The sequence below is a fragment of the Klebsiella sp. CN_Kp097 genome (assembly GCF_040064495.1).
In the GTDB taxonomy this organism is placed as follows: Bacteria; Pseudomonadota; Gammaproteobacteria; order Enterobacterales; family Enterobacteriaceae; genus Klebsiella; species Klebsiella aerogenes.
In genome coordinates, this window is sequence record NZ_JBEAIL010000024.1 from 19,460 (window position 1) to 39,185 (window position 19,726).

23 protein-coding genes are annotated in these 19,726 nt (G+C 57.4%); 5 read left to right on the top strand and 18 right to left on the bottom strand.

The window, feature by feature from the left end; translation table 11 throughout:
* Positions 1 to 28 precede the first annotated feature (28 nt).
* The 13 genes from ABLV07_RS19565 to dagR form a co-directional block, all read right to left on the bottom strand.
* On the bottom strand, positions 29 to 307 hold the full coding sequence (locus ABLV07_RS19565) for a BMC domain-containing protein (RefSeq protein ID WP_004146125.1): 279 nt from the start codon (positions 305 to 307) through the stop codon (positions 29 to 31).
* Between the two features lie 12 nt (positions 308 to 319).
* A complete protein-coding gene (locus ABLV07_RS19570) occupies positions 320 to 604 on the bottom strand; it encodes a BMC domain-containing protein (RefSeq protein ID WP_002442227.1) in 285 nt (94 codons plus the stop codon).
* Between the two features lie 17 nt (positions 605 to 621).
* Entirely contained in the window at positions 622 to 900 is a 279-nt protein-coding gene (locus ABLV07_RS19575; protein WP_012542984.1) for a BMC domain-containing protein, read from the bottom strand.
* 446 nt (positions 901 to 1,346) lie between these two features.
* Entirely contained in the window at positions 1,347 to 1,865 is a 519-nt protein-coding gene (locus tag ABLV07_RS19580; protein ID WP_023322003.1) for a FidL-like protein, read from the bottom strand.
* Positions 1,862 to 2,665, bottom strand: coding sequence for a winged helix-turn-helix domain-containing protein (locus tag ABLV07_RS19585; RefSeq protein WP_157195082.1), 804 nt, complete (start codon positions 2,663 to 2,665; stop codon positions 1,862 to 1,864). Before ABLV07_RS19585 ends, ABLV07_RS19580 begins: the two co-directional genes overlap by 4 nt.
* Positions 2,666 to 2,686: 21 nt before the next feature.
* Positions 2,687 to 3,271 carry a TetR/AcrR family transcriptional regulator gene (locus ABLV07_RS19590; RefSeq protein WP_015704263.1) on the bottom strand — a complete coding sequence of 195 codons (585 nt, stop codon included), beginning with the start codon at positions 3,269 to 3,271 and terminating at the stop codon, positions 2,687 to 2,689.
* A gap of 166 nt (positions 3,272 to 3,437) precedes the next feature.
* Positions 3,438 to 4,184: a 2-dehydro-3-deoxy-phosphogluconate aldolase gene (locus ABLV07_RS19595; RefSeq protein ID WP_100279242.1), complete on the bottom strand. Its 747-nt coding sequence runs from the start codon at positions 4,182 to 4,184 to the stop codon at positions 3,438 to 3,440.
* Positions 4,171 to 5,280: a DgaE family pyridoxal phosphate-dependent ammonia lyase gene (locus tag ABLV07_RS19600; protein WP_348853804.1), complete on the bottom strand. Its 1,110-nt coding sequence runs from the start codon at positions 5,278 to 5,280 to the stop codon at positions 4,171 to 4,173. The genes ABLV07_RS19595 and ABLV07_RS19600 overlap by 14 nt, the downstream gene beginning before the upstream one ends.
* 3 nt (positions 5,281 to 5,283) lie before the next feature.
* On the bottom strand, positions 5,284 to 6,144 hold the full coding sequence (locus tag ABLV07_RS19605; protein WP_015368464.1) for a PTS system mannose/fructose/sorbose family transporter subunit IID: 861 nt from the start codon (positions 6,142 to 6,144) through the stop codon (positions 5,284 to 5,286).
* Positions 6,141 to 6,890, bottom strand: a complete 750-nt coding sequence (locus tag ABLV07_RS19610) for a PTS sugar transporter subunit IIC (protein ID WP_015368463.1) — start codon at positions 6,888 to 6,890, stop codon at positions 6,141 to 6,143. Before ABLV07_RS19610 ends, ABLV07_RS19605 begins: the two co-directional genes overlap by 4 nt.
* 5 nt (positions 6,891 to 6,895) lie before the next feature.
* The gene (locus tag ABLV07_RS19615; protein ID WP_348853805.1) at positions 6,896 to 7,399 is read right to left on the bottom strand and encodes a PTS system mannose/fructose/N-acetylgalactosamine-transporter subunit IIB; all 504 of its coding nucleotides are present in this window, start codon (positions 7,397 to 7,399) and stop codon (positions 6,896 to 6,898) included.
* A gap of 10 nt (positions 7,400 to 7,409) precedes the next feature.
* Positions 7,410 to 7,838, bottom strand: coding sequence for a PTS fructose transporter subunit IIA (locus ABLV07_RS19620; protein ID WP_020079721.1), 429 nt, complete (start codon positions 7,836 to 7,838; stop codon positions 7,410 to 7,412).
* A gap of 119 nt (positions 7,839 to 7,957) precedes the next feature.
* Positions 7,958 to 10,759, bottom strand: coding sequence for a transcriptional regulator DagR (gene dagR / locus ABLV07_RS19625; protein ID WP_348853807.1), 2,802 nt, complete (start codon positions 10,757 to 10,759; stop codon positions 7,958 to 7,960).
* A gap of 177 nt (positions 10,760 to 10,936) precedes the next feature.
* Between dagR and fosA the strand changes: the two genes are divergently transcribed.
* Entirely contained in the window at positions 10,937 to 11,356 is a 420-nt protein-coding gene (gene fosA / locus ABLV07_RS19630) for a FosA5 family fosfomycin resistance glutathione transferase (RefSeq protein ID WP_015704268.1), read from the top strand.
* Between the two features lie 157 nt (positions 11,357 to 11,513).
* On the opposite strand, the gene ABLV07_RS19635 is transcribed toward fosA, so the two are convergent.
* The 3 genes from ABLV07_RS19635 to ABLV07_RS19645 form a co-directional block, all read right to left on the bottom strand.
* Complete coding sequence (locus ABLV07_RS19635) at positions 11,514 to 12,857, bottom strand: APC family permease (protein ID WP_042892579.1); 1,344 nt, start codon at positions 12,855 to 12,857, stop codon at positions 11,514 to 11,516.
* Positions 12,847 to 13,764: an acetamidase/formamidase family protein gene (locus ABLV07_RS19640; protein ID WP_047056419.1), complete on the bottom strand. Its 918-nt coding sequence runs from the start codon at positions 13,762 to 13,764 to the stop codon at positions 12,847 to 12,849. Before ABLV07_RS19640 ends, ABLV07_RS19635 begins: the two co-directional genes overlap by 11 nt.
* A gap of 444 nt (positions 13,765 to 14,208) precedes the next feature.
* Positions 14,209 to 15,621: a PLP-dependent aminotransferase family protein gene (locus ABLV07_RS19645; protein WP_015704271.1), complete on the bottom strand. Its 1,413-nt coding sequence runs from the start codon at positions 15,619 to 15,621 to the stop codon at positions 14,209 to 14,211.
* Between the two features lie 177 nt (positions 15,622 to 15,798).
* On the opposite strand from ABLV07_RS19645, the gene ABLV07_RS19650 reads away from it, so the two are divergent.
* The 4 genes from ABLV07_RS19650 to ABLV07_RS19665 all read left to right on the top strand — a co-directional run bounded on the left by ABLV07_RS19650 (position 15,799) and on the right by ABLV07_RS19665 (position 18,704).
* Positions 15,799 to 15,963, top strand: coding sequence for a DUF1127 domain-containing protein (locus ABLV07_RS19650; protein WP_021468364.1), 165 nt, complete (start codon positions 15,799 to 15,801; stop codon positions 15,961 to 15,963).
* Positions 15,964 to 16,111: 148 nt separating this feature from the next.
* Positions 16,112 to 16,576: a MarR family transcriptional regulator gene (locus ABLV07_RS19655; protein WP_015368454.1), complete on the top strand. Its 465-nt coding sequence runs from the start codon at positions 16,112 to 16,114 to the stop codon at positions 16,574 to 16,576.
* Positions 16,577 to 16,582: 6 nt separating this feature from the next.
* A complete protein-coding gene (locus tag ABLV07_RS19660; protein WP_015368453.1) occupies positions 16,583 to 17,650 on the top strand; it encodes an HlyD family secretion protein in 1,068 nt (355 codons plus the stop codon).
* Positions 17,640 to 18,704, top strand: coding sequence for a DUF2955 domain-containing protein (locus ABLV07_RS19665; RefSeq protein ID WP_045365322.1), 1,065 nt, complete (start codon positions 17,640 to 17,642; stop codon positions 18,702 to 18,704). Before ABLV07_RS19660 ends, ABLV07_RS19665 begins: the two co-directional genes overlap by 11 nt.
* Here ABLV07_RS19665 and ABLV07_RS19670 read toward each other — a convergent pair.
* Both ABLV07_RS19670 and yjiL read right to left on the bottom strand, forming a co-directional pair.
* Entirely contained in the window at positions 18,701 to 18,955 is a 255-nt protein-coding gene (locus ABLV07_RS19670) for a DUF3343 domain-containing protein (RefSeq protein WP_045389402.1), read from the bottom strand. The two genes, ABLV07_RS19665 and ABLV07_RS19670, sit on opposite strands and share 4 nt — an antisense overlap.
* Positions 18,952 to 19,719 carry a putative 2-hydroxyacyl-CoA dehydratase activator YjiL gene (yjiL, locus tag ABLV07_RS19675; RefSeq protein WP_348853809.1) on the bottom strand — a complete coding sequence of 256 codons (768 nt, stop codon included), beginning with the start codon at positions 19,717 to 19,719 and terminating at the stop codon, positions 18,952 to 18,954. Before yjiL ends, ABLV07_RS19670 begins: the two co-directional genes overlap by 4 nt.
* Between the last annotated feature and the right edge of the window lie 7 nt (positions 19,720 to 19,726).

A 19,726-nucleotide genomic window follows, 5' to 3' on the forward strand; every position in this document is an offset into this window, starting at 1 on the left:
GAGTGGAGACGGGGCGCGCCCTGTCAGGTCATGCTTTGTGCTGCGCCGCGATTTTTTCGATGTCGTTATGTGGACGCGCAATGACGCGAGAACTGACGACTTCGCCAATGCGTTTCGCCGCTTCCACGCCGGAGTCGACCGCCGCGTTGACCGCGCCGACGTCGCCTTTCACCATTGCGGTGACGAGGCCGGAACCGACGTTTTCATAGCCGATAAGCTCGACGTTGGCGGCTTTACACATCGCGTCCGCGGCTTCAATGCAGGCCACCAGACCTTTGGTTTCGATAAGACCAAGCGCTTCTTTCATCAGGTTTCTCCGTTAGTCCGCAATTTTGTAATGCGAGACGATTTTGTTGATGTCGTTATGCGGACGGGCGATAACCAGCGAGGTCACCACTTCGCCGATGCGCTGCGCCGATTCCACACCGGAATCCACCGCTGCTTTTACCGCGCCGACGTCGCCTTTCACCATCGCGGTGACCAGGCCGGAGCCGACGTTTTCATAGCCGATAAGCTCGACGTTGGCGGCTTTACACATCGCATCCGCCGCTTCAATACAGGCCACCAGACCTTTGGTTTCAATCAGACCTAATGCATCACCCATTTGCGTTCTCCTGGCCTTCAGGCCTTGTGTTTAATGACGATTTTGTTGATGTCGTTATGCGGACGCGCAATGACCAGCGAGGTCACCACTTCGCCGATGCGCTGCGCGGATTCCACACCGGAATCCACCGCCGCTTTTACCGCGCCGACGTCGCCTTTCACCATCACGGTGACAAGGCCAGAGCCGACGTTTTCATAGCCGATCAGTTCGACGTTGGCGGCTTTACACATCGCGTCCGCTGCTTCAATACAGGCCACCAGACCTTTGGTTTCGATAAGCCCCAATGCATCACCCATCGTGATTTCCTCCAGAACAGGTTTTGTTATTCGGGAAAACCGTCCGCGTAACGGCATCAACACGCGGAAGCGGCGTTCGGGGTTCACTATAGGGAATGGGGAAGGAAGTGAAATTTAAATCCGTGGAGATGAATATTTTAGGTTTTTACTCTGCGATTTAGTCTTATTTAGCCTTCCATTTATCTGTTCGTTCTGTTTTATGCGTGTTGATTTTTATGATGATATGGCGCTTTTTTAGGCTATTTATCGGTGGGAGATGAATGTTAATAAGATGCTAATTACTTGCCAGCGGTTGGTAATATAGCCACGTAATAATTGTGGGTATGCTCAAGTTTTGGCGTCGAAGCTAAATGCAAAACGTGCGCTTTTAGCATCCTGGGAAAAGGGGACAATAATGGAGCGTGAGCGAGGGCGCATTTTCCTCGCGGCGGTTCAGGGGGGGCGGGTTAGTTAAGCGTGCTGCCGGACTTTAGTGTGCAGATGTAGAGCGGCGAGTTGATAGAACTCAGCAGGATAGCTTTGTCGTTAAGCTTCTGCGCGTTGAGGAACAGGCCATCGTGGCTGTCGGACATCTCGCGCATGAAGTAGTCGAAGATGACATTCGGCGATTCGTCGATGGACGAGGCGCTGGATTCCCATTTTTTAATGCGGTAGTGGCGTTCGGTTGCCGAGATACGTTGGCTGGTGTAGCTGAATTTGACGTAGCGCTGCAGGTAGAGCCAGCCGGCGGCGGAATCGGTATAGCCTTCCACCACCATCGAACCGTTGCCGTTGGCGGCAAAATTAAAATGGATATTGCCGTTCACATTCTCTTTTTCCATGTTTTCAAAACGCATGATCGCTTTGGTGGAGCAACTCATCACGCCATCGTTGGCATCCGGCAGCAGACGCCAGGCGCTAAAGCCGGCGGCGGCGATAAACGCGAGGGCGGAGAGGGCGAAAAAGGTGCGGGGCGCGAGTCTCATTGCGGCTTCCAGGAGTAGTAAAAGTAGTTATCGCAATAGCTAAATGGGTTGTCTTCGTGCATCGCGCAGTGGGCGAGAAATACCCGGCCCAGGCCGTTAGTCTCCAGCCGGTCGCCGTAGAAGAAAACGAAACGCTCCCCCGGTTTGCAACTGAGTTTCAGCCGCTGACGCACCTCATCAAAATTCTTACCGTAGGCCGTGGCGGAGACCGAACGCAGCATTTCATCGCTGGCCAGCAGTTCGCACTGGCTGTGGCTCATCAGCGTCAGATTGATTGGCCGGGCGGTGTGGGTGCCGGCGAGACTAAATGCCACCAGCAGCAGGGCGATGAGCAGCAGACAGCCGCCGGCCAGGTACCAGCACATACCGCGCGCATGTAGAGAAGCGGTGGGCGGCGTTGGCGCCGTAGCGGGGGCGGCTTCATCAGGCGTAGCGCATGTGAGAACGGCATCGGCGGGCGTCGCTTCGGCGTCGAGCAGTTCGATGCTGAGATCCTGATTCAGCTGCAGCATGCCGCGCGACACGGTGACAATAATGTTATCGATATCGTAGTGGCGGAAGGTTTTGCGCAGCATGCTCAGGTATTGATTGAGATTGCTGTTGGATGAGGTTAAGCCGTTATCGTCCCAGACCTTTTTCAACACTTCATCGCGACTGACGACGCCGGTATGGCGAAGAAAGAAATAGAGCAGCGCGTTGGCGGTAATGGATAGCTGGCTATCCGGCTCATTGCCGCCCGGTAATGTTAGGGTGCCGTCCGTTGCGTCATAAATGAGACGGGCATTGATGTTGTAGCGCATCGCGGCCTCACTCTACTCGCTTCACGCGGGAAGCGTCATTTTTGTCAGATCGTTTACCAGCGCCTGGCGGTGTTCGCTGCTCATGGTGCGCCCTTCGGTCAGTTCCGATAACCAGATGCCGTCGGCGGCATAGCGCACCAGCGTGCCGGTCGGGCCGTTATCGAGCGCATCGCCCTGCGCCAGATGATCCAGCATCCAGTCGCGCCAGCATTTTCGCAGCACCGGTTCGTCGGGCATCGCCAGCGACAGCACCATCAGTTGCCGGCTTTCGTGGGTATCCGTCAGCTCCGGGTTGGACAGATAGCGCAAATAGGCGCGGGTAAAGCGCCCGTAAGCGATGTTATCGGCGGCCATCAGCTCGCTAATCGCCTTTTCCATAATCGCCAACAGCCGGGCGAACAGGGCGAAAATTAGCGCCTGTTTATTGGGAAAATGGTGCATGAGCCCGCCTTTGCTGACGCCAGCTTCGCGGGCGACGGCGTTCAGCGACAGGGCGGCGATACCGTCCCGGCCGGCAATCATCGCCGCCGATTCAAGCAGTTGACGATGCAAACGGACGGGGTCTTTTTTACGATGCTGGGCTTCCATGTTCATGGCCCGGATCATACCGACCAGACGGTATGATTATTCTTGATCGCTATCAATATGAGAGGGCGCTTTGCACGGCGGGATGCGGTTATTGCGTGGAGGCTCACAGATTGACAGTGACCTTCAGCAGATCAGGCAGTTAGCGCGTGCGGTAATAGTGGCCTACATCGCACGCGCGGGGGGATTAATCGACCAGTTGCTTGACGATGTTCATCAGAGCATGGACATCTTGCGGGCGGGTATTGCCGCTTTGCGGATCGATAATGGAGCTGTACACGTGCGGCATGATCTGCGCGACGCCGGCCTGCAGGCAGGTTTGCAGAATCAGCGCAAAGTTATCGAGATCGATGCCCCCGGTGGGCTCAATCAGCGTCATACCGTTTTCTGCCGCGCTTTGGGCGAGCGCTTTCAGCTCCGCCAGCGACTTTTCGCCCCCCATCGGGAAAAATTTAGCCGCGTGCGCGCCCATATCCAACATCATTCTTACCGCCGCATCGCAGGAAACCTGGGCCGGGATGCCCTTGGCGCTGCGCACGCCGGTGGAAATACGTACTTCACCGGGCGTGCCGCTGGGGCTGACCAGCGCATTAATAAAGGTTTGCTGGCCTCCGGTCGCCGCCAGCGCCCCGGCGGCAAAGCCGCTGCCGGTGAAGGTCTGGTTGACGTGAGCGGGGTGGACCTGCGCGGCGATCATTGCCGCTTTGTAAAACTGCGCCGGATCGCCGGCGCCGAGACCGACGGAAATAGAAGGCACTTCCGCCATCCAGCGGCGCACTTCTGCAACGCCTTGTTCGACGCTGGTAAATTGCGCCGAGAGTACGCCAATCACCGCGTGCCCTTCAGCAGCGTCATAGATTTCCCGGGCGTTGGCGATGTCCTTGGCCAGCACATTAATCGCCACTCGTTGGCGATAAAAGTTAATCCGCTGCATGCTGCGTAATCTCCTGTAAGCGCGCGACGATGAGCGACATTTCGCCTTCGCCGACGGTGCGGGGGTCAAGGCTAAAATGGCCCTCATGCAGATAGTAGCGGCGGGCGTAAATAGCGATATCGCCGCCGCGTAGCTGAGCTTCAACCTCACGGGCGCTGAGTCCCAGTTCATTGGCGTCGACGCTGACCCGAATGCGCCAGATGGCGCGACCGGCTTCATCCTGCTCGATATCGGCGCACAGGCCGGGTAGCGCGGAAATCGCCTCGGCGAATGGACGCAGCGCGGCGGCGTCAGGCGCCGGCGCCGCCGTCCGGTAACGGTCCAGCGCGTAGACGAGACCGACCATATTCTCTTTGCCGATTTTCATCGCCCGCGCGATACCGTGGTGCTGGGCTTTACAGGCGGCGATCCAGGTGCGCTTGCCGCTAATAAAGCCTGAGGTTGGAGCATTAAAAGCTTTCGCCCCGCTGTAGATAACCATGCCCGCGCCGCTGGCAACCCACTGGCGCAAGTCTTCTTCGGCGGCGGCATCGACGATCAGCGGCAGATTATGCTGGCGGGCAACCTGCACGAAATCGTCAATATCGAGCATCCCTTTTTGCACGCAATGGTGCGATTTCACATACAGAAGCGCCGCCGTGCGTGCGTTCACCGCGCGCTCCAACTGCCAGCGCGCCGCCAGATTGCTGGAGCCGACTTCGGCAATACGCCCGCCGCCGAGGCGGATGGCGCTGGTTATTGGCGCGCCGTAATCGACATTATGCCCGCGCAGTATCACTATCTCGTTCGGCCACTGGCTGCTGTCCGGCATCTGCGCCACCTTTTCCGGCTCGCCGCGGGTGATAGCCGCCGCGACGGCGATAGCGATCCCGGCGGAGGCGCAGGAGGTGATATAGCTGTCTTCCGCGCCGGTGTGGGCGGAAACCAGCTCGCCCGCGCGGTCGGTTAATTTATCGATTTCGACGAAGGCCCCCGCCGCCTGCGCGGTGGCCTGCATCACTTGCGGGTCGACGGCGGACACGCCGAGGATGGTCATTTTGCCGCAGGCGTTAATCACCCGTTTTAAGCCCAGTTGCTGGTAGATATTGCCGTTCATGATTTACAGCACTCCCAACAGCGAGCAGACGATGCTGATAGCAACGATTGACAGTAAAATGGTGGTGTAGCGCGGCCCTTTTTTCAGTAAGTAGAAATAGATAGCGAACACTGCCGCCAGCGGCAGCAGGCCGGGGGCAATCGAGTCGAGGATCTGCTGGACCACCACTTCCGAGCCTTTAAGCGCGCTGATTTTCAGCGGGGTGGTGATTTTGACGTAGCTTGCCGACAGCGCGCCCATCATGATGAGACCCAGCACGTTGGCACCGTAAATCAATTCTTTAATTCGCCCCCCTTGCAGCAGGCCGATAATGGAGTCACGGCCCAGGGTGTAGCCTTTATGCACCAGTCCGTAGCTTATCGCCATGGTGATCGCCGGGTAGAGGATCAGCGGGGCGATCCCGCCGAACGCGCTGCCGCTGGCGGCGAAGGGGATGAAAATGGCAATCAGCAACGGCATCACCGCGGCCCAGATAATCGAGTCGCCCATCCCGGCCAGCGGCCCCATCAGGCCGGTTTTGATCCCGGTGATTGAAGCATCGCTGATTGGCTCGCCGCGGGTTTTCTGCTCTTCCATGGCGATGGAGATACCCTGGATAACCGAGCCGAAAGTTTGCTCCGAGTTAAAGAAGTTCAGGTGGCGTTTGAGCGCCTCGGCCTGCTCCTCTTTTCCCGGGTACAGCTTTTTGATGATGGGCGTCATTGAGGCGCAGAAAATCAGGCTCTGCAGACGTTCGTAGGAGCTGGATACTTCCGCCCCCAGCCAGTAAATCAGCCAGGCCTTGGTGATATCGGCTTTGCTCAGCGCCTGGGTTTCGCGGGCGCGTTCAACCAGTTCATGTTCCATTACATCGCTACTCATCATGCAGCTCCTTCATTTTTGGCCAGGCCTTTAATCAGGAAGGCGACGCAGGTGCCGAAAATCGCCATCGCCATGATGTCCACCTTCAGGTAGAGCACCGCGAAAAATCCGCCGATAAACCACGGCAGCAGGCTCTTTTTGCCGATCACCATGATGGTGATGGCAAAGCCCAGCGCCGGCAGGATTCCGCCCATAATTTCAAAGGAGTGGGTCAGCCAGTGCGGCATCAGTTTGAGGAATTTTTCCACTACGCTTTGGCCAAAGTAGTTGGCGGCGAAGACCACCGGGAAGCGCAGCACCAGCCCCAGCAGCGCCGGATAGATAAAGGCGCAGCGCATGATGCCCGCCATGTTGGCGCTTTCGGCGTGTTTGTCGGCCATATGCACCCACGCGGCGTTGAGCGTGCGGCGCAACTGATCGAGGAATACCCCGATGACGCCAAACGGGATTGCCAGCGCGATCGCCAGGTTGGGCTCCATCCCGGCCTTCACGGCGATCGGAATGGCGATACAGGCGGCCAGCGCCGGGTCCGACGGCACGTTGCCGCCCGGCGTGGAGGTCACTCCAAGATAGACCAGCTGCATACCCGCGCCGATGATCATCGCGGTTTTCATATCGCCCAGCAGCAGGCCGACGAATACGGCGATCACCACGGGCTGTAGCAACATGGCGGAGAAGGTATAGCCTAAACGTAATCGGGCGAACCAGTAATACAACCCCATCAGGCTCGCAAAAAGTAAGGTATCCATAGTTTTTACCTTTTTATCAACTGGTTAGAATTTTTCAGGATGTCGTCCAGTGACTGTGGTTTATCTTCCGGGATGGTCTGAAAGAACACCTGAATGCCGCTATCTTTCAGAGCGCCGAGGATGCCGACGTCTTTTTCATCAAGGGTGATGTTCTGGAACACGGCCTTGCGGTTCGGCCCGCCGCCCAGCCCGCCAACCTGAATCGTCTGCACGTCAAAGCCCAACTGGACGGCTTCCTGAACGGCCGACAGCGACGGGAACAGCACCAGTACATTGCCATCGCCGAGCTGATTCTCTTTCCAGGCGGCGGCGAAGCTGGCGTTGCCGTAACAGTCGACTTTGATGTTCGGCGGCGCGGCCATTAAATAGATATTTTTCATAAACGGATCGGCATCCAGCTCGTCGCTGACCACGGCGATACGATTGGCCTGCGACTGGCCGACCCATTTGGTGACGACCTGACCGTGGATCAGACGGCTATCGATACGACATAAAACGATTTTTGCCATGATGGGCTCCTTAAGAGGTTAATTGGTTCACGTGGGCGACAACGTCGCGGCAGCTGCTGCGTCCTGCTTCGACCAGCGCATCAACGCAGCCGGTGAGCGGACCCTGTTCGCGCAGATCCAACGCCTCCAGCAGCAGCGAGGCGTTGAGCCCGCAGACGACGGCGATGGGGTAATCCGCGCTCAGGCGCGCGGCGACGTTGGAGGTGGTGCCGCCGAGAAAATCGGTCAAAATCAGCGATCCTGCTGGCATCGCCTGCACGGCCGCTTCGACGCGCTGATAAAACTCGCCGAGGGTATCGACCGGCATAAGCGCGATTTCGCTGACGCCGGCGATTTCGCCGGTCACCATGCGCAGACTGTCGCAAAGTTGCGTGCCCCAGCCGCCGTGCGTCAGCAGCAGAATCTGGGGTAACTGGGTGGTAGGTTCAGTGGATGACAAAGTGGCCTCCTGGCGCCGAATCGTTGACGCACTAATAAGAGCAAAGCGCGTGCCACAATTTGTGTCATCTACCAAAGAGGAAAGGACTGGCGGGCCGCAAAGCCGCGCCAGAACAGGCGTTAACTAAATAATAATTCGTAGATATAAATGTACTCGGCATCGGATAAACGGATGGCATAGGCCTCTTCAACCGGATGGAAAGCCGATTTGATGACACTAAATGCCTGAGCGTCCATATCCGGCCGCGTTTCCAGCGCCATTTGTAACGGTTTACGGTTAATCACGATACGCTCGACCATACAGCAGCAGTGGATCAGAAAGCGTAGTGTCACCTGGCGGTTAGGCGCGATGGCCAGCGTGTTCCTGAGATGGTTCAGGATCCCTTCCATTTCTTTTAATATGCGCTGCGGATTGAGCACCGAAATATGGTTGATAATGCTTTCCATGGTCAGGGCGCTGATAAACCGTGAAGCGCTGCGCTCCATCTCCAGACGACGTTCACTGCTGGACAAATCGGGGGTCAGCAGGCTGAGCACCAGCTCCGGCCCCTGCTCGGAAAACAGCTCCTCCAGCGAGATAAACGGGATATCGGGCAGCCCCGGCTGGAATGTCCCGACAATACCCGCCAGCCGTTCATGCGCCCTGATCGCCTGCTGCAGGCGCTCCGGGCTGCGAACTTCGTTGTAATCGAGGATAACCATCCGGGTATCCTGCGACATCAGCTCGCCAAAGCTCTCCTCCAGCACCTTTTTGATTTTTTCCGCCGTACCCATGCCGGTAATGCAGGAGATCACCAGCACCTTGCCGGCGTTCTCCTGCTGCGGCGTGCACAGCTGGCTGGCGATACCTTTTTCCTGCATCAGATTGACCAACCGCGGCAGATCGCCGGTTTCGTAGCTGAGATCGAGACCGATCTCCAGCAGGCTGGTCAGGGTGATATTCGGCATCAGCAGGACATCAATCTGGAACAGTTTGCTGATGGTGCTACCGAAATGAACCAGCGATCCGATGTCTACCATCAGGATCAGCCGCTGCCAGCCTTTGCTGTGGATCAACTGGATCAGTTTTTCCAGCGTATCGTGCACCGATTGTTCGAACGGCATGTCGATAGCGTTGAACAATTCGCGCTCCAGCACCCGATTGACGTACTGCGCCATGCTGGTGGCCGTGGTGGCGCCATGGGCTATGAGGATCGCCCCGCAGTCCGGGTTGGCGCTGATGCGCTGGCGGTAATGGCGGCACTCTTTGAGGAACAGGCACAGCCAGACCACCTCGGTGGCCGGGCACTGGATATGCAGCAGGTCGTTGATCTTCTTGCACAACAGAGTGGCATTATCGTATTCATCTTTGCAGCGATCGAGGATCAGGCTCGAAGAGTATAACTGCGGGATCAGGCCGCGTTGTACGTAGCTGATGAGAGCGAGAAAGTGTTTACGCAGCGGGTTGACCAGGTTTTCCGGCAGGGCGAAGCCGAGTACCTGCTCAACGTAACCGATCAGCAGAGCCACCCGCTCTTCAATCCGATCGCCATAGCGTGGGGCATGGCTGGCGTTATCGCGGCTATAGAGGCCATATTCAAAAATCGAGCTGAGCTTATTTTTAAGGATCGCCAGCGTCTCGGCGGGCGGCACGTTGCTGTTGCGCAGGTTAACGTACTCGCGGGTCAGGAAACTGTAGAACAGGTCGCTCTCCTCGACGCTGTCATCGGCTGCCGGGCTTTTCAACTGCGGTAGCGTGCGGGCGTCGATATTCAGTAGGTTGCGGCCATTAAACAGCGCATCGACCAGCTGTCGCTGCTCCGGCGTGGCATTGATTGGGCCGTCCGCCAGTTTGCTATCCAGTAGCAATACTTCGTTATGGGCCGCCATCCCCGAGGCCCATGCCTGGGCGCACAAAAACTGGATATCGCTTTTGAGCTGGCCGATATTGCCCTCCAGCGGCTTATTCAGCAGCCATAGCAGCAAGGTTTTATCGATACTCACCGTGCGTTCGATCTTGCGGCTTTCACGTTGTAAAAAGCCGATGATCAGTTCAATCTGCTCCTCAACCGAACGCTGGCGGATACCTGGCAAATCGATAGCCACCTGGATACGCCGCTGGAAGGTACGTAAGAGCGATGAGCTGACGGGCTCGGTGGTGGCGCAAATCAGACGTACGGCGATATTGCGCGCCGGGCCGCTGGCGCCGAGCGGGCGATATTCGCCTTTATCCAGTAGCGAGAAGAGCTTTTCCTGCCCTTCATAGGGCAGGCGATGCACTTCATCCAGCAGCAGATAGCCGCCGTCGGCCTGTTCGATCAGCCCGCTTTTGTTTTCCGTCGCCCCGGTAAAGGCGCCCTGGCGGTGGCCAAAGAGATGCGATGACAGCAGTTCCGGGTTGTTGGCGTATTCCGCGCAGTTGAAGTAGACCAGCGGCGGCCGTTTTTCACCGGCATGCTCGCAGGCGTAGCGGTGCATCAGCTCGGCAAAAAAGGTTTTACCCACGCCGGAGGGGCCGGTCAGCAGGACGTGCAACCCGTGGGGATACAATACCGCGGCTTTCCCTTTTTCCACGGCATCGTGCAGGCTGCGATCGTGGCCGATCAGCATGGCGAACGGGTCGACAGCCTCATTGTTATCTTGTGGCTGCGGCAGGAGAGCGGCGAGCGTTGCCGGCTCGCGTTCGCTTTCCGTCAGCGTACGGTCGAGCAGCGTTTCCGTCGTCCGGCGATGTAAAAAGAACACCGGGCGGCCGCGCGTTTTAATCACCAGCCCGTCGCTCCACAGCTGATTGAGATCTTTACTCACCGAGTTGCGCGCCAGCCCGAGGTTAAAGCCGATTTGCTCTGCGGTGAAGGCGTTCGAGCCCCTGGCTAAATCCTCCAGCGTCACGGCCTGGCTCAGCCTCTCCAGCTCCCGCAGTACTACCTCAATACGTCTCATCTCATTACCGGGTTGTTCAATGTCGATAGTTGAGAACATACACTATTACGCGGCGTCAGAAAGAGACCGGGGGCGAAGTTGCCAGTCTTAGCGGCCAGCAGGGTGTCCTTTCGCTGCCACAATGGTGGTTTAGGGTGGGATTGGGTATGGTTAGCGCATCTCACCGGAGGAACAGATATGTTGAGCGGATTAAATCATCTGACCCTGGCGGTCAGCCAGCTGGCGCCGAGCGTGGCGTTTTATCATCAGCTACTCGGCATGACGCTGCACGCGCGCTGGGATAGCGGCGCGTATCTTTCCTGCGGCGATCTGTGGCTGTGCCTGTCGCTGGATCCGCAGCGGCGCGTCACTCCGCCGGAGGAGAGCGACTACACCCATTATGCGTTTAGCATCAGCGAGGCGGATTTCGCCAGCTTTGCCGCCCGTCTTGAGGTCGCTGGCGTAGCGGTATGGAAGCTAAACCGTAGCGAAGGCGAATCGCACTATTTCCTCGACCCCGACGGCCACAAGCTGGAGCTACATGTTGGCAACCTCGCCCAGCGCCTGGCCGCCTGCCGCGAGCAGCCGTATAAGGGGATGGTGTTTTTTGGCGAGTGATAGAGAGGCTCCCGGAGGCGGCGCTTGCCGCGCCTTTTCGGGGCTACCGGCCCGTAAACGGCTGTGAACCAGTAGCCCCGCTAAGCGCAGCGCGAGCGGGGAAATACTCAGGGGCGTCGGGCCCGCAAATAGCGGCGAGCCCGACGCCCAGTGATGTTTACCCTTCCAGATTCAGCTCCACGTTGCGCTTAAGCACCAGACGCATAATGGCGTAATAGACCACGCCGACGGCCAGCCAGCTCAGGCCGAGCACTTTGGCTTCAACATCCATCTCATAAATGACAAAGCCGATAATGCACAGCCCAATCACCGGGAAGAGCAGGTGCATCACCAGATTGCGCGACTTTTGGCGGATCAGATAGTGGTTGATCACCGCCACGTGCAGCACCAGGAAGCCCATCAGCGCGCCGAAGTTCACCAGCCGACTGAGGTTGTCGATATCGCCGTAGAACCAGAGACCGGAAACCAGTGAAATCAGCGCGACAAATAAGGTACTGACATACGGGGTTTTCAGGCGTGGATGCACCTTCGCCAGCAGCTGCGGGAGCTGCTTATCGCGGGCCATCGCAAACAAGATGCGTGAAACCGCCGCCTGGGCAACCAGCGCGTTGGCGATCCCCCAGGAAATCACCGTGGACCACATGGTGACGTATTTCAGCCATTGGCCGCCGGCCAGATTGGCGGTGTCGTAGAACGCGGTATCGAGGCTGCCAAATTTCATACCCTGCGCCAGATCCGCGGCAATCCAGGTCTGGACAATGAACAGCGTCCCCACCAGCATCAGGGCGCCTAACGAGGCCTTGCCGACGGTATCGACGCCGCCTTTGGTTTCTTCCGACAGCGTCGATATACCATCGAAGCCGAGGAAAGAGAGTACGGCAATCGAGACTGCGCCCATCACCAGCGGCAGGCTGAATTTATCGGCATTATACAAGGGGTCGAGCGTCAGGTGGCCTGCCCCGGCTCCGGAATAAAGCGCAATCAATCCCAGCACCACAAAAATCGCGAGGACCACGATTTCAGCAACCAAAATGGTATTATTCGCCCGCGCGGTAAAGGTAATGCCGCGTAAGTTAATCAGGCTGTTAATCGCGATAAAGCCGATAATCCAGACCCAGCCCGGAACGCCCGGCAGCATCGGCCCCAGCGCCGCCGCGCTGACGATATACAGCAGCGATGGCACCAGAATGTAGTCCAGCAATATCAGCCAGCCGGCAAAAAAACCGACGATAGGGTGTATTCCGCGCTGAGCGTAAGCGTATACCGAACCGGAAACCGGGAATGCGCGCGACATCGACCAGTAACTCATGGCGGTGAAAAACATTGCCACCATGCCGATCAGATAAGCCAGCGCCACCATGCCCTGCGCGCCATCCCAGACGTAGCCGAAGACGCCGAAAGGGGCGATGGGCACCATAAAAATCATGCCGTAAACCAGCAGATCGCGGAAGGTCAGCGCTCGATGGAGCTCCTGTTTATAGCCGAACTGTTCAACGCTCATGCTTGCCCCCATCAATCGACAGAGAAAGCTGTTTGGCGACCGTTTTCGGCAGCGCGTAGCGGCAGGTTTTCAGCGGATCAACGACCTGGCAAATTTGTAGGTCTCCGGCGATGCTCAGCACGTTGATCGCCTCAACCAGCGTTAATGCGGTATTGTCGGCGATGAAATGGGCCATATTACGTGCCGCAAGGGCTGCCGCATCGTCGAGGGTAACGGCGGAGGCGAGGGTGAAAATCGTTTCGTTGTTTTCCAGCATCGGTAAGGGTAGCTGACGGTTTTTAACAACGGTTAACTCGACGAGGACTTCGCCCGGCACTTCCAGACCGCAGACAGACACTTCGCCATCCCCCATCGCGGCGTGCAAATCGCCCAGCCCGAATAGCGCGCCGGGCACGTTGACCGGCAACCACAGCGTGCTGCCGGCGGCGATCATTTTGCAGTCCATATTGCCGCCGTGACTATCCGGCGTGCCGCAGGATATGGGTTCTCCTGCTGGAGCAACGCCAATGACGCCGATCATCGGCTTCAATGGCACGCGCACGTTCCCCGGGAGGACCGCATGATCCTCGACGATTGGGACGATGGTGACCGTGGGCTCATGCAGTTCATCACCAATGACGCCGAGCTGCGGCGCGGTCACCATCACCGCCTGTTGAGCCGTCAGGGTGATGCGTTTGATGCTGACTTTTAAGCAATCGCCCGGCTCTGCGCCTTCAATAAAGACGGGGCCGGTCGCCGGGTTAATGCGCTGCCAGTCCAGTTCATTAAAGACGGCATCGGCTGAGGTGATTTGATCGGAGAAGCAGTCGCAGGTTTCGAATAACACTTCACTTCCACTGTTGACGGTGGCGACAGGAACGTTATCGCGCGACATGGCGTAAACCACCCGATCTTTGGTTATTTTCATTAGATTCATCCCGGTAATATTGTTGTGTTTTTTTATTTGGTATTTCCCGTCGGGGAAAGGGTGAATGTATCGGGAATATCGCAGGAAGGCAATTATGAGTGGCCTAAGAGTGTTTGCGGTGATTATTATTTAAAATCAAAATTTTATACTTGGTTGTATTAAATATAATAAAGTGGTGTATCTAATGTTTTTTTGTTTATTGTCTTATTCGCTATAGCTAATTTCCTGATTTTTACTGCTCACCTGCTTATTTTGCAGCATATTATGCCAAGTATAATTAAATTGGCGATCCGCGAGATACACCCATAGTAATTATCAATAACTCTTACTATTTTCGCCAGCACTTCGACTGAGCAGAGAAGAAGATAGCAATCTCTTGCCTGGCAACGAGCTGGCGCAGGGTGATAAACCCATCGCTCCGGTGAGTACAGCGTCAGCGGAAAATCACTCCATCGCCACTTTCACCGCTTCCCCCAGTTTGACCATCACCTCTTTATGCTTCTCAATCGGCGGCAGGGCGCAGTTGATCCTTAAGCAGTTGCGATACTTCCCGGATGCCGAAAACAGCGATCCTGGCGCGACCTGGATCTTCAGCCGACACAGCTGCTTGGCGACGCAGACCATATCTACCTGCTCCGGCAGCTCGACCCACAGCATAAAGCCGCCTTTTGGCCGGGTGACGCAGATGCCGCAGGGGAAAAACTCCCGCAGCCAGCAGGTGTAGATCTCCATATTACGCTGATAGATCTGCCGCATCCGCCGCACGTGGCGGTGGTAATGGCCTTCGCGAATAAAGTTACAGGCTGCCAGTTGGGTGGAAGGGACGTTGGTGCCGCTGGCGGCGTACTTCATCTGCAGCAGACGATCGTAGTAGCGGCCGGGGGCAATCCAGCCGATGCGCAGGCCGGGGGCAATGGTTTTGGTAAACGAGCTGCAAAGTATCACCCGACCGTCGATATCCCATGAATGAATCGTACGCGGGCGCGGGTATTCGGTCGCCAGCTCGCCGTAAATATCATCCTCGAAAATCACGATATCGTGGCGCTGGGCAAGGGACAGCACCGCGCGTTTGCGCGAGTCAGGCATGATATATCCCAGCGGATTGTTGCAGTTAGGCACCAGGATCACCCCTTTGATTGGCCACTGATCCAGCGCAAGCTCTAAGGCCTCGATGCTGATCCCGGATTCCGGATCGGTTGGGATCTCAATGGCTTTCAGCCCCAGGCCGCGCAGTATCTGCATAGTGCCGTAGTAGCAGGGGGATTCGACAGCGACGATATCGCCGGGATGACACACCGATAGCAGCGCCAGCGATAATGCGTTGTGGCAGCCGCTGGTGATCAGTAGATCGTCGGCGGTGACGACTGACCCGCCGTCGAGCATCAGGCGGGCGATCTGTTCGCGCAGTTCGCGACGCCCGGCCAGCTCGTCGTAGTTAAGCACTTCGCTGAGGTTGTGCTGAATTGCCCGGCTCAGTTCGCGCCAGATAGGCTTAAGGCTTGGTTGGGTGACGTCCGGCGAACCGCCGCCAAAGGTGATGATCGATTTATCGTTGCGCGCATCGAGCATGGTCAACACCTGGTCCCACTGGGTGATCTCCACCGGGCGCTGCACCGGGCGCGACATCGGCGGCACCGGCGCCTGGGCTTTGCGCGGGGCGACGAAATAGCCGGAGCGCGGCTGCGGCACGATCAGCTGTTGCTGTTCCAGCGTCTGGTAGGCCTGCTGAACGGTACTGATGCTGACGCCATGCTCCTGGCTCAGGCTGCGCACCGACGGCAACTTTTCGCCGTGGCGATACAGCCCTTGTTCGATACGCTCAGCCAGCAGGCTGGCCAGATGTTGATAACGGGTCATGCTGTATCCTTAATTATCGCCATACAGATAGATAAACCAGTACAGATGGCGGTCAAAAATGGGGCATGGTGTACGTTTTAGCCAATCTGTATGTTAAAGAAAAGTGTTTTGTGAATCTGTATTGTTCTGGCCCGGATCCGTGAAGATAAAGCCTCTGGCAAGGCGAGGAGGTAGAGGATGGAATTTCACGAGAATCGGGCAAAACAGCCGTTTATCGGCTGGGTATTTCTAGTGCGAGCGATTAGAAAATGGTGGCTTCGTGGGCAAACGCGCAAAATATTGCAGCGAATGAGCGACGAACAGCTGAAAGATGTCGGATTGCGCCGGGATCAGATTAATTAAAAAGTGCTTTTTGGCAGCCCCGGTGAGCGTCAGCGCCACCGGGGAATTACATTCACAAAATTTATCAATTGATGCTTCTACATCCTTCGTTTCTTGATACTTACCCTGATAAGTATTATTTTCCCCACAGCTAAGTGAGGAAAGTAACATGACCGAAGACGAACTGTTTGCCCGCCGCCCGATGGGGATGCGCATGGCGATGGTGGTGCGCCAGTGGCGCGCGATTATCGACAGCGCCATTACCGATACCGGCCTGACCCAGTCAAGCTGGACGGTGCTGATGCAGCTGCATCAGCTGGGGTGCAACGTCTCGGTAAGCGAACTGGCGGAAGTGCAGGGTATTGAACTGCCGCCGCTAATGCGCACCCTCACGCAGCTGGAAAAGCAGGGGTATCTACTGCGCTCAACATCGCCATACGACAAGCGCATCCGCCTGCTTACGCTGACGGCAGAAGGCCGTACCATCCTGGAAAAGCTGAACCGCGTCATTGAGACTTATCAACGGCGCGTGACGGAAACCATCCCCGATGCGGATCTCGACACCTTCAGCGCCACGTTAAATCAAATCGCCTGCAACTTGCGGACAATCCGCGAAGAAGATAACAAGATCTAAAACACTATGATGACGCCAGAACAAAAATTTGCCCGCTGGGTAAGGGTAAGTATTGCCGCTTTCCTGGTGATATTCGCCTGGTTTATCGTTGCCGATATCTGGATCCCGCTAACCCCGGATTCCACCGTGATGCGCGTGGTGACTCCGGTCTCGTCGCGGGTCTCCGGCTACGTCTCGCACGTCTACGTGCACAACAATAGCCAGGTGAAAAAAGGCGACCTGCTGTATGAGCTCGATCCCACGCCATTCATTAATAAAGTTGAAGCGGCGCAAATCGCCCTTGAACAGGCCAAACTGAGCAACCAGCAGCTGGATGCGCAAATCGCTGCCGCTCGCGCCAACCTGCGCACCGCGCAGTACACCGCGCGTAATGACAAAGTCACTCTCGACCGCTACCAGCGCCTGAGCACCATGCAAAACGTGTCGCAATCGGATCTCGATAAGGTGCGCACGACATGGCAGACCAGCGAACAATCGGTCAGCGCCCTGAATGCGCAGATTCAGAACCTGCTGATCCAGCGCGGCGAGCGCGACGACAAGCGCAACGTGACGCTGCAGAAATATCGCAACGCGCTGGAAGAGGCGCAGCTCAACCTCGGCTGGACCCAGGTGCGCGCTGAGACCGACGGTATGGTCAGCAACCTGCAGCTTAATCCGGGAATTTACGCCACCGCCGCTACCGCCGTGCTGGCGCTGGTTAACAACAATACCGATATCGTCGCCGACTTTCGTGAAAAAAGCCTGCGCCATACGGCGGTGAATACCGACGCGGCGGTGGTTTTCGATGCCCTGCCGGGTAAAGTGTTCCCGGCGCACGTGACCAGCAGCGACGCCGGTATTCTTGCCGGTCAGGAAGCGGTGAATGGCCAACTGTCGCAGCCTGAGCAGTCCACACGCTGGGTGCGCGATGCGCAGCGCATGCGGATTCACGTCGCGCTGGATCAACCTCTGGATAAGCCGCTGCCGACCGGCGCCCGCGCCACCGTCCAGTTGTACAATAGCGACGGCCCCTTCGCCCGCACCTTTGCCGGCCTGCAGATCCACCTGGTGAGCTGGTTGCACTATGTCTATTAACACCCTGGCGCACGTCTTTACCCCGCACGGCAATATCGTCTATACGGCCAATGATTTTCGCCAGACGGTACGCATTGCCGTTGCCGGGACCATCGCGCTGAGTATTTCGACCTTCTACGACGTGCAGTACGGCGTGTTTTTCGTCGTTTATCCGCTGATGCTGATGTCGCTGGTGCCGGTATTCAACCGCCACGTCGCCCGGCAGTTTGTGTTCAGCGCGGCGGTCAATTGCGTCGAAATGGTGCTCATCGTTGGCTATCTGTCGCAGTGGCCGGTGATCATGACGTTAGTTGTGTTCGGTCTGTATGTGATGCGCTTTCGCTTCATGAGCCAGGGGCCGCTGTTCCTGCTGGGGTCGATGGGCGTGGTGTGCCAGAGCACGATGCTCAATTTTATGAGCTATCCCACCAGCAACTGGCACACGCTGATGTTCTCCAATATGGAGGCCTGCGTGATGGCGGTGGCGCTGAGCGCGCTGCTGCACTATTTGATCCCGGATGTTGAACCGCGTAAGCCGCCGCCGCGCATAGAGAAAGACGCCGCGCGGATCCGTCATGAATCGCTGCTTTCCGGCACGGTTGCGACCATTATCTTTGTGATCTTTCAGATCTGCGATCTGAGCGATTCGCTATCGGCGCTGATGGCCGGGGTACTGATCCTGTTTCCGATGCATTATCGCGGCGCGGTAATCAGCTCGATCTGGCGTGTGGCGGGGGTGGTACTGGCTTGTCTGTACATTCTGGTGGTGCAGTTGATTATCTATGATTTCAGCAACCACATGATCCTGATGATGCCGTTGATTGGTCTTGGTCTGGCCTTTAGCGCCCGCCTGCACGTGATGGAAAAAGTGGGCGCGGGCGTGGGATTCGCCAGCATCACCACTATCGGTATTATGTTTGGCCAGAATCTGCATCCGAATCAGGATCTGGTGTTCAGCGACCTGTACCGCATCACTTCGGTCACGGTATCGCTGGTGGCGACGCTGACCATGGTGTTTCTGGTCCATCGGGTACTGAACTGCTTCGCGCCGACCCGCTTTGTAGTGACCGATTAATCCTCCTGCGGGAAGCGGGCGATGCAGCGCCACGCTTCCCCGTTTTGCTGATACAGCGCCGCAGTATGCCCGGCGATTATCCAACTTCGCGCTGTTTTTTCGCTCCCCTCAATCAATACGCACAACCCGCAGCCGCTGCGCAGCTGGCGGGGAATATCCTTCACCTCGAAGGTCATTCCTGCCGCCTGCAAGGCTTTGCGCATCCGCACGACGCCCGCCGTTGAATGGAATAAGAATAGATATTTGCTCATCCGCGCCTCCGCTGGCGCTGGCCGATCAGCGCCGCGCCGATCGCCCCGGCAAACTGGGCGTCGGGATGGGTCGCGACCGGCATGCCAACATGCTTCTCCAGCATGCGGGCGAAGGCGGCGCAGTGGCTGACGCCGCCGGTAAACAGCAGCGGTCCCTGCGCCGATAAACGGCCAATAAAGTTCGCGCTGCGCCGCGCCATGGCGTTGATCACCCCGGCCAGAATCGCCTCCGGGGCAACCCCCGCGGAACGCAGGCTGATGACTTCCGACTCGGCGAACACCGTACACATGCTGGTGATGGCGTGCGGTTCTACACCTTCGGTAATGGCGTCCAACTGGTCGACGCTGGCGCCGAGGGTCCGTGAAATCACTTCCAGAAAGCGCCCGGTACCAGCGGCGCATTTGTCATTCATCAGAAAATCGCTGAGGTTGCCCTGCGCATCCAGCTGAATGACTTTGCTGTCCTGGCCGCCGATATCAATCACCGTGCGGGTTTCCGGCGCCAGCAGGCGCGCGCCGAGCCCGTGACAGGAAATTTCGGTGACCTGTTTATCGGCGAAATCGACCAACTGGCGACCATAGCCGGTGAGGGTTAAGAAAGGCGTTGCCGCTAGGTCCGCGCGCAGCGTCTCCCAGGCCTCGTGAATGGCATCGGCGGGGCGAAAGGGCGTCGGACTGAGGAAACGGCGCACGATGGCGCCGTCTGCCAGCAGGATGCCTTTGGTGGCGGTGGAGCCGGAATCAATACCTACCGAGTAGATCACGCTTGCT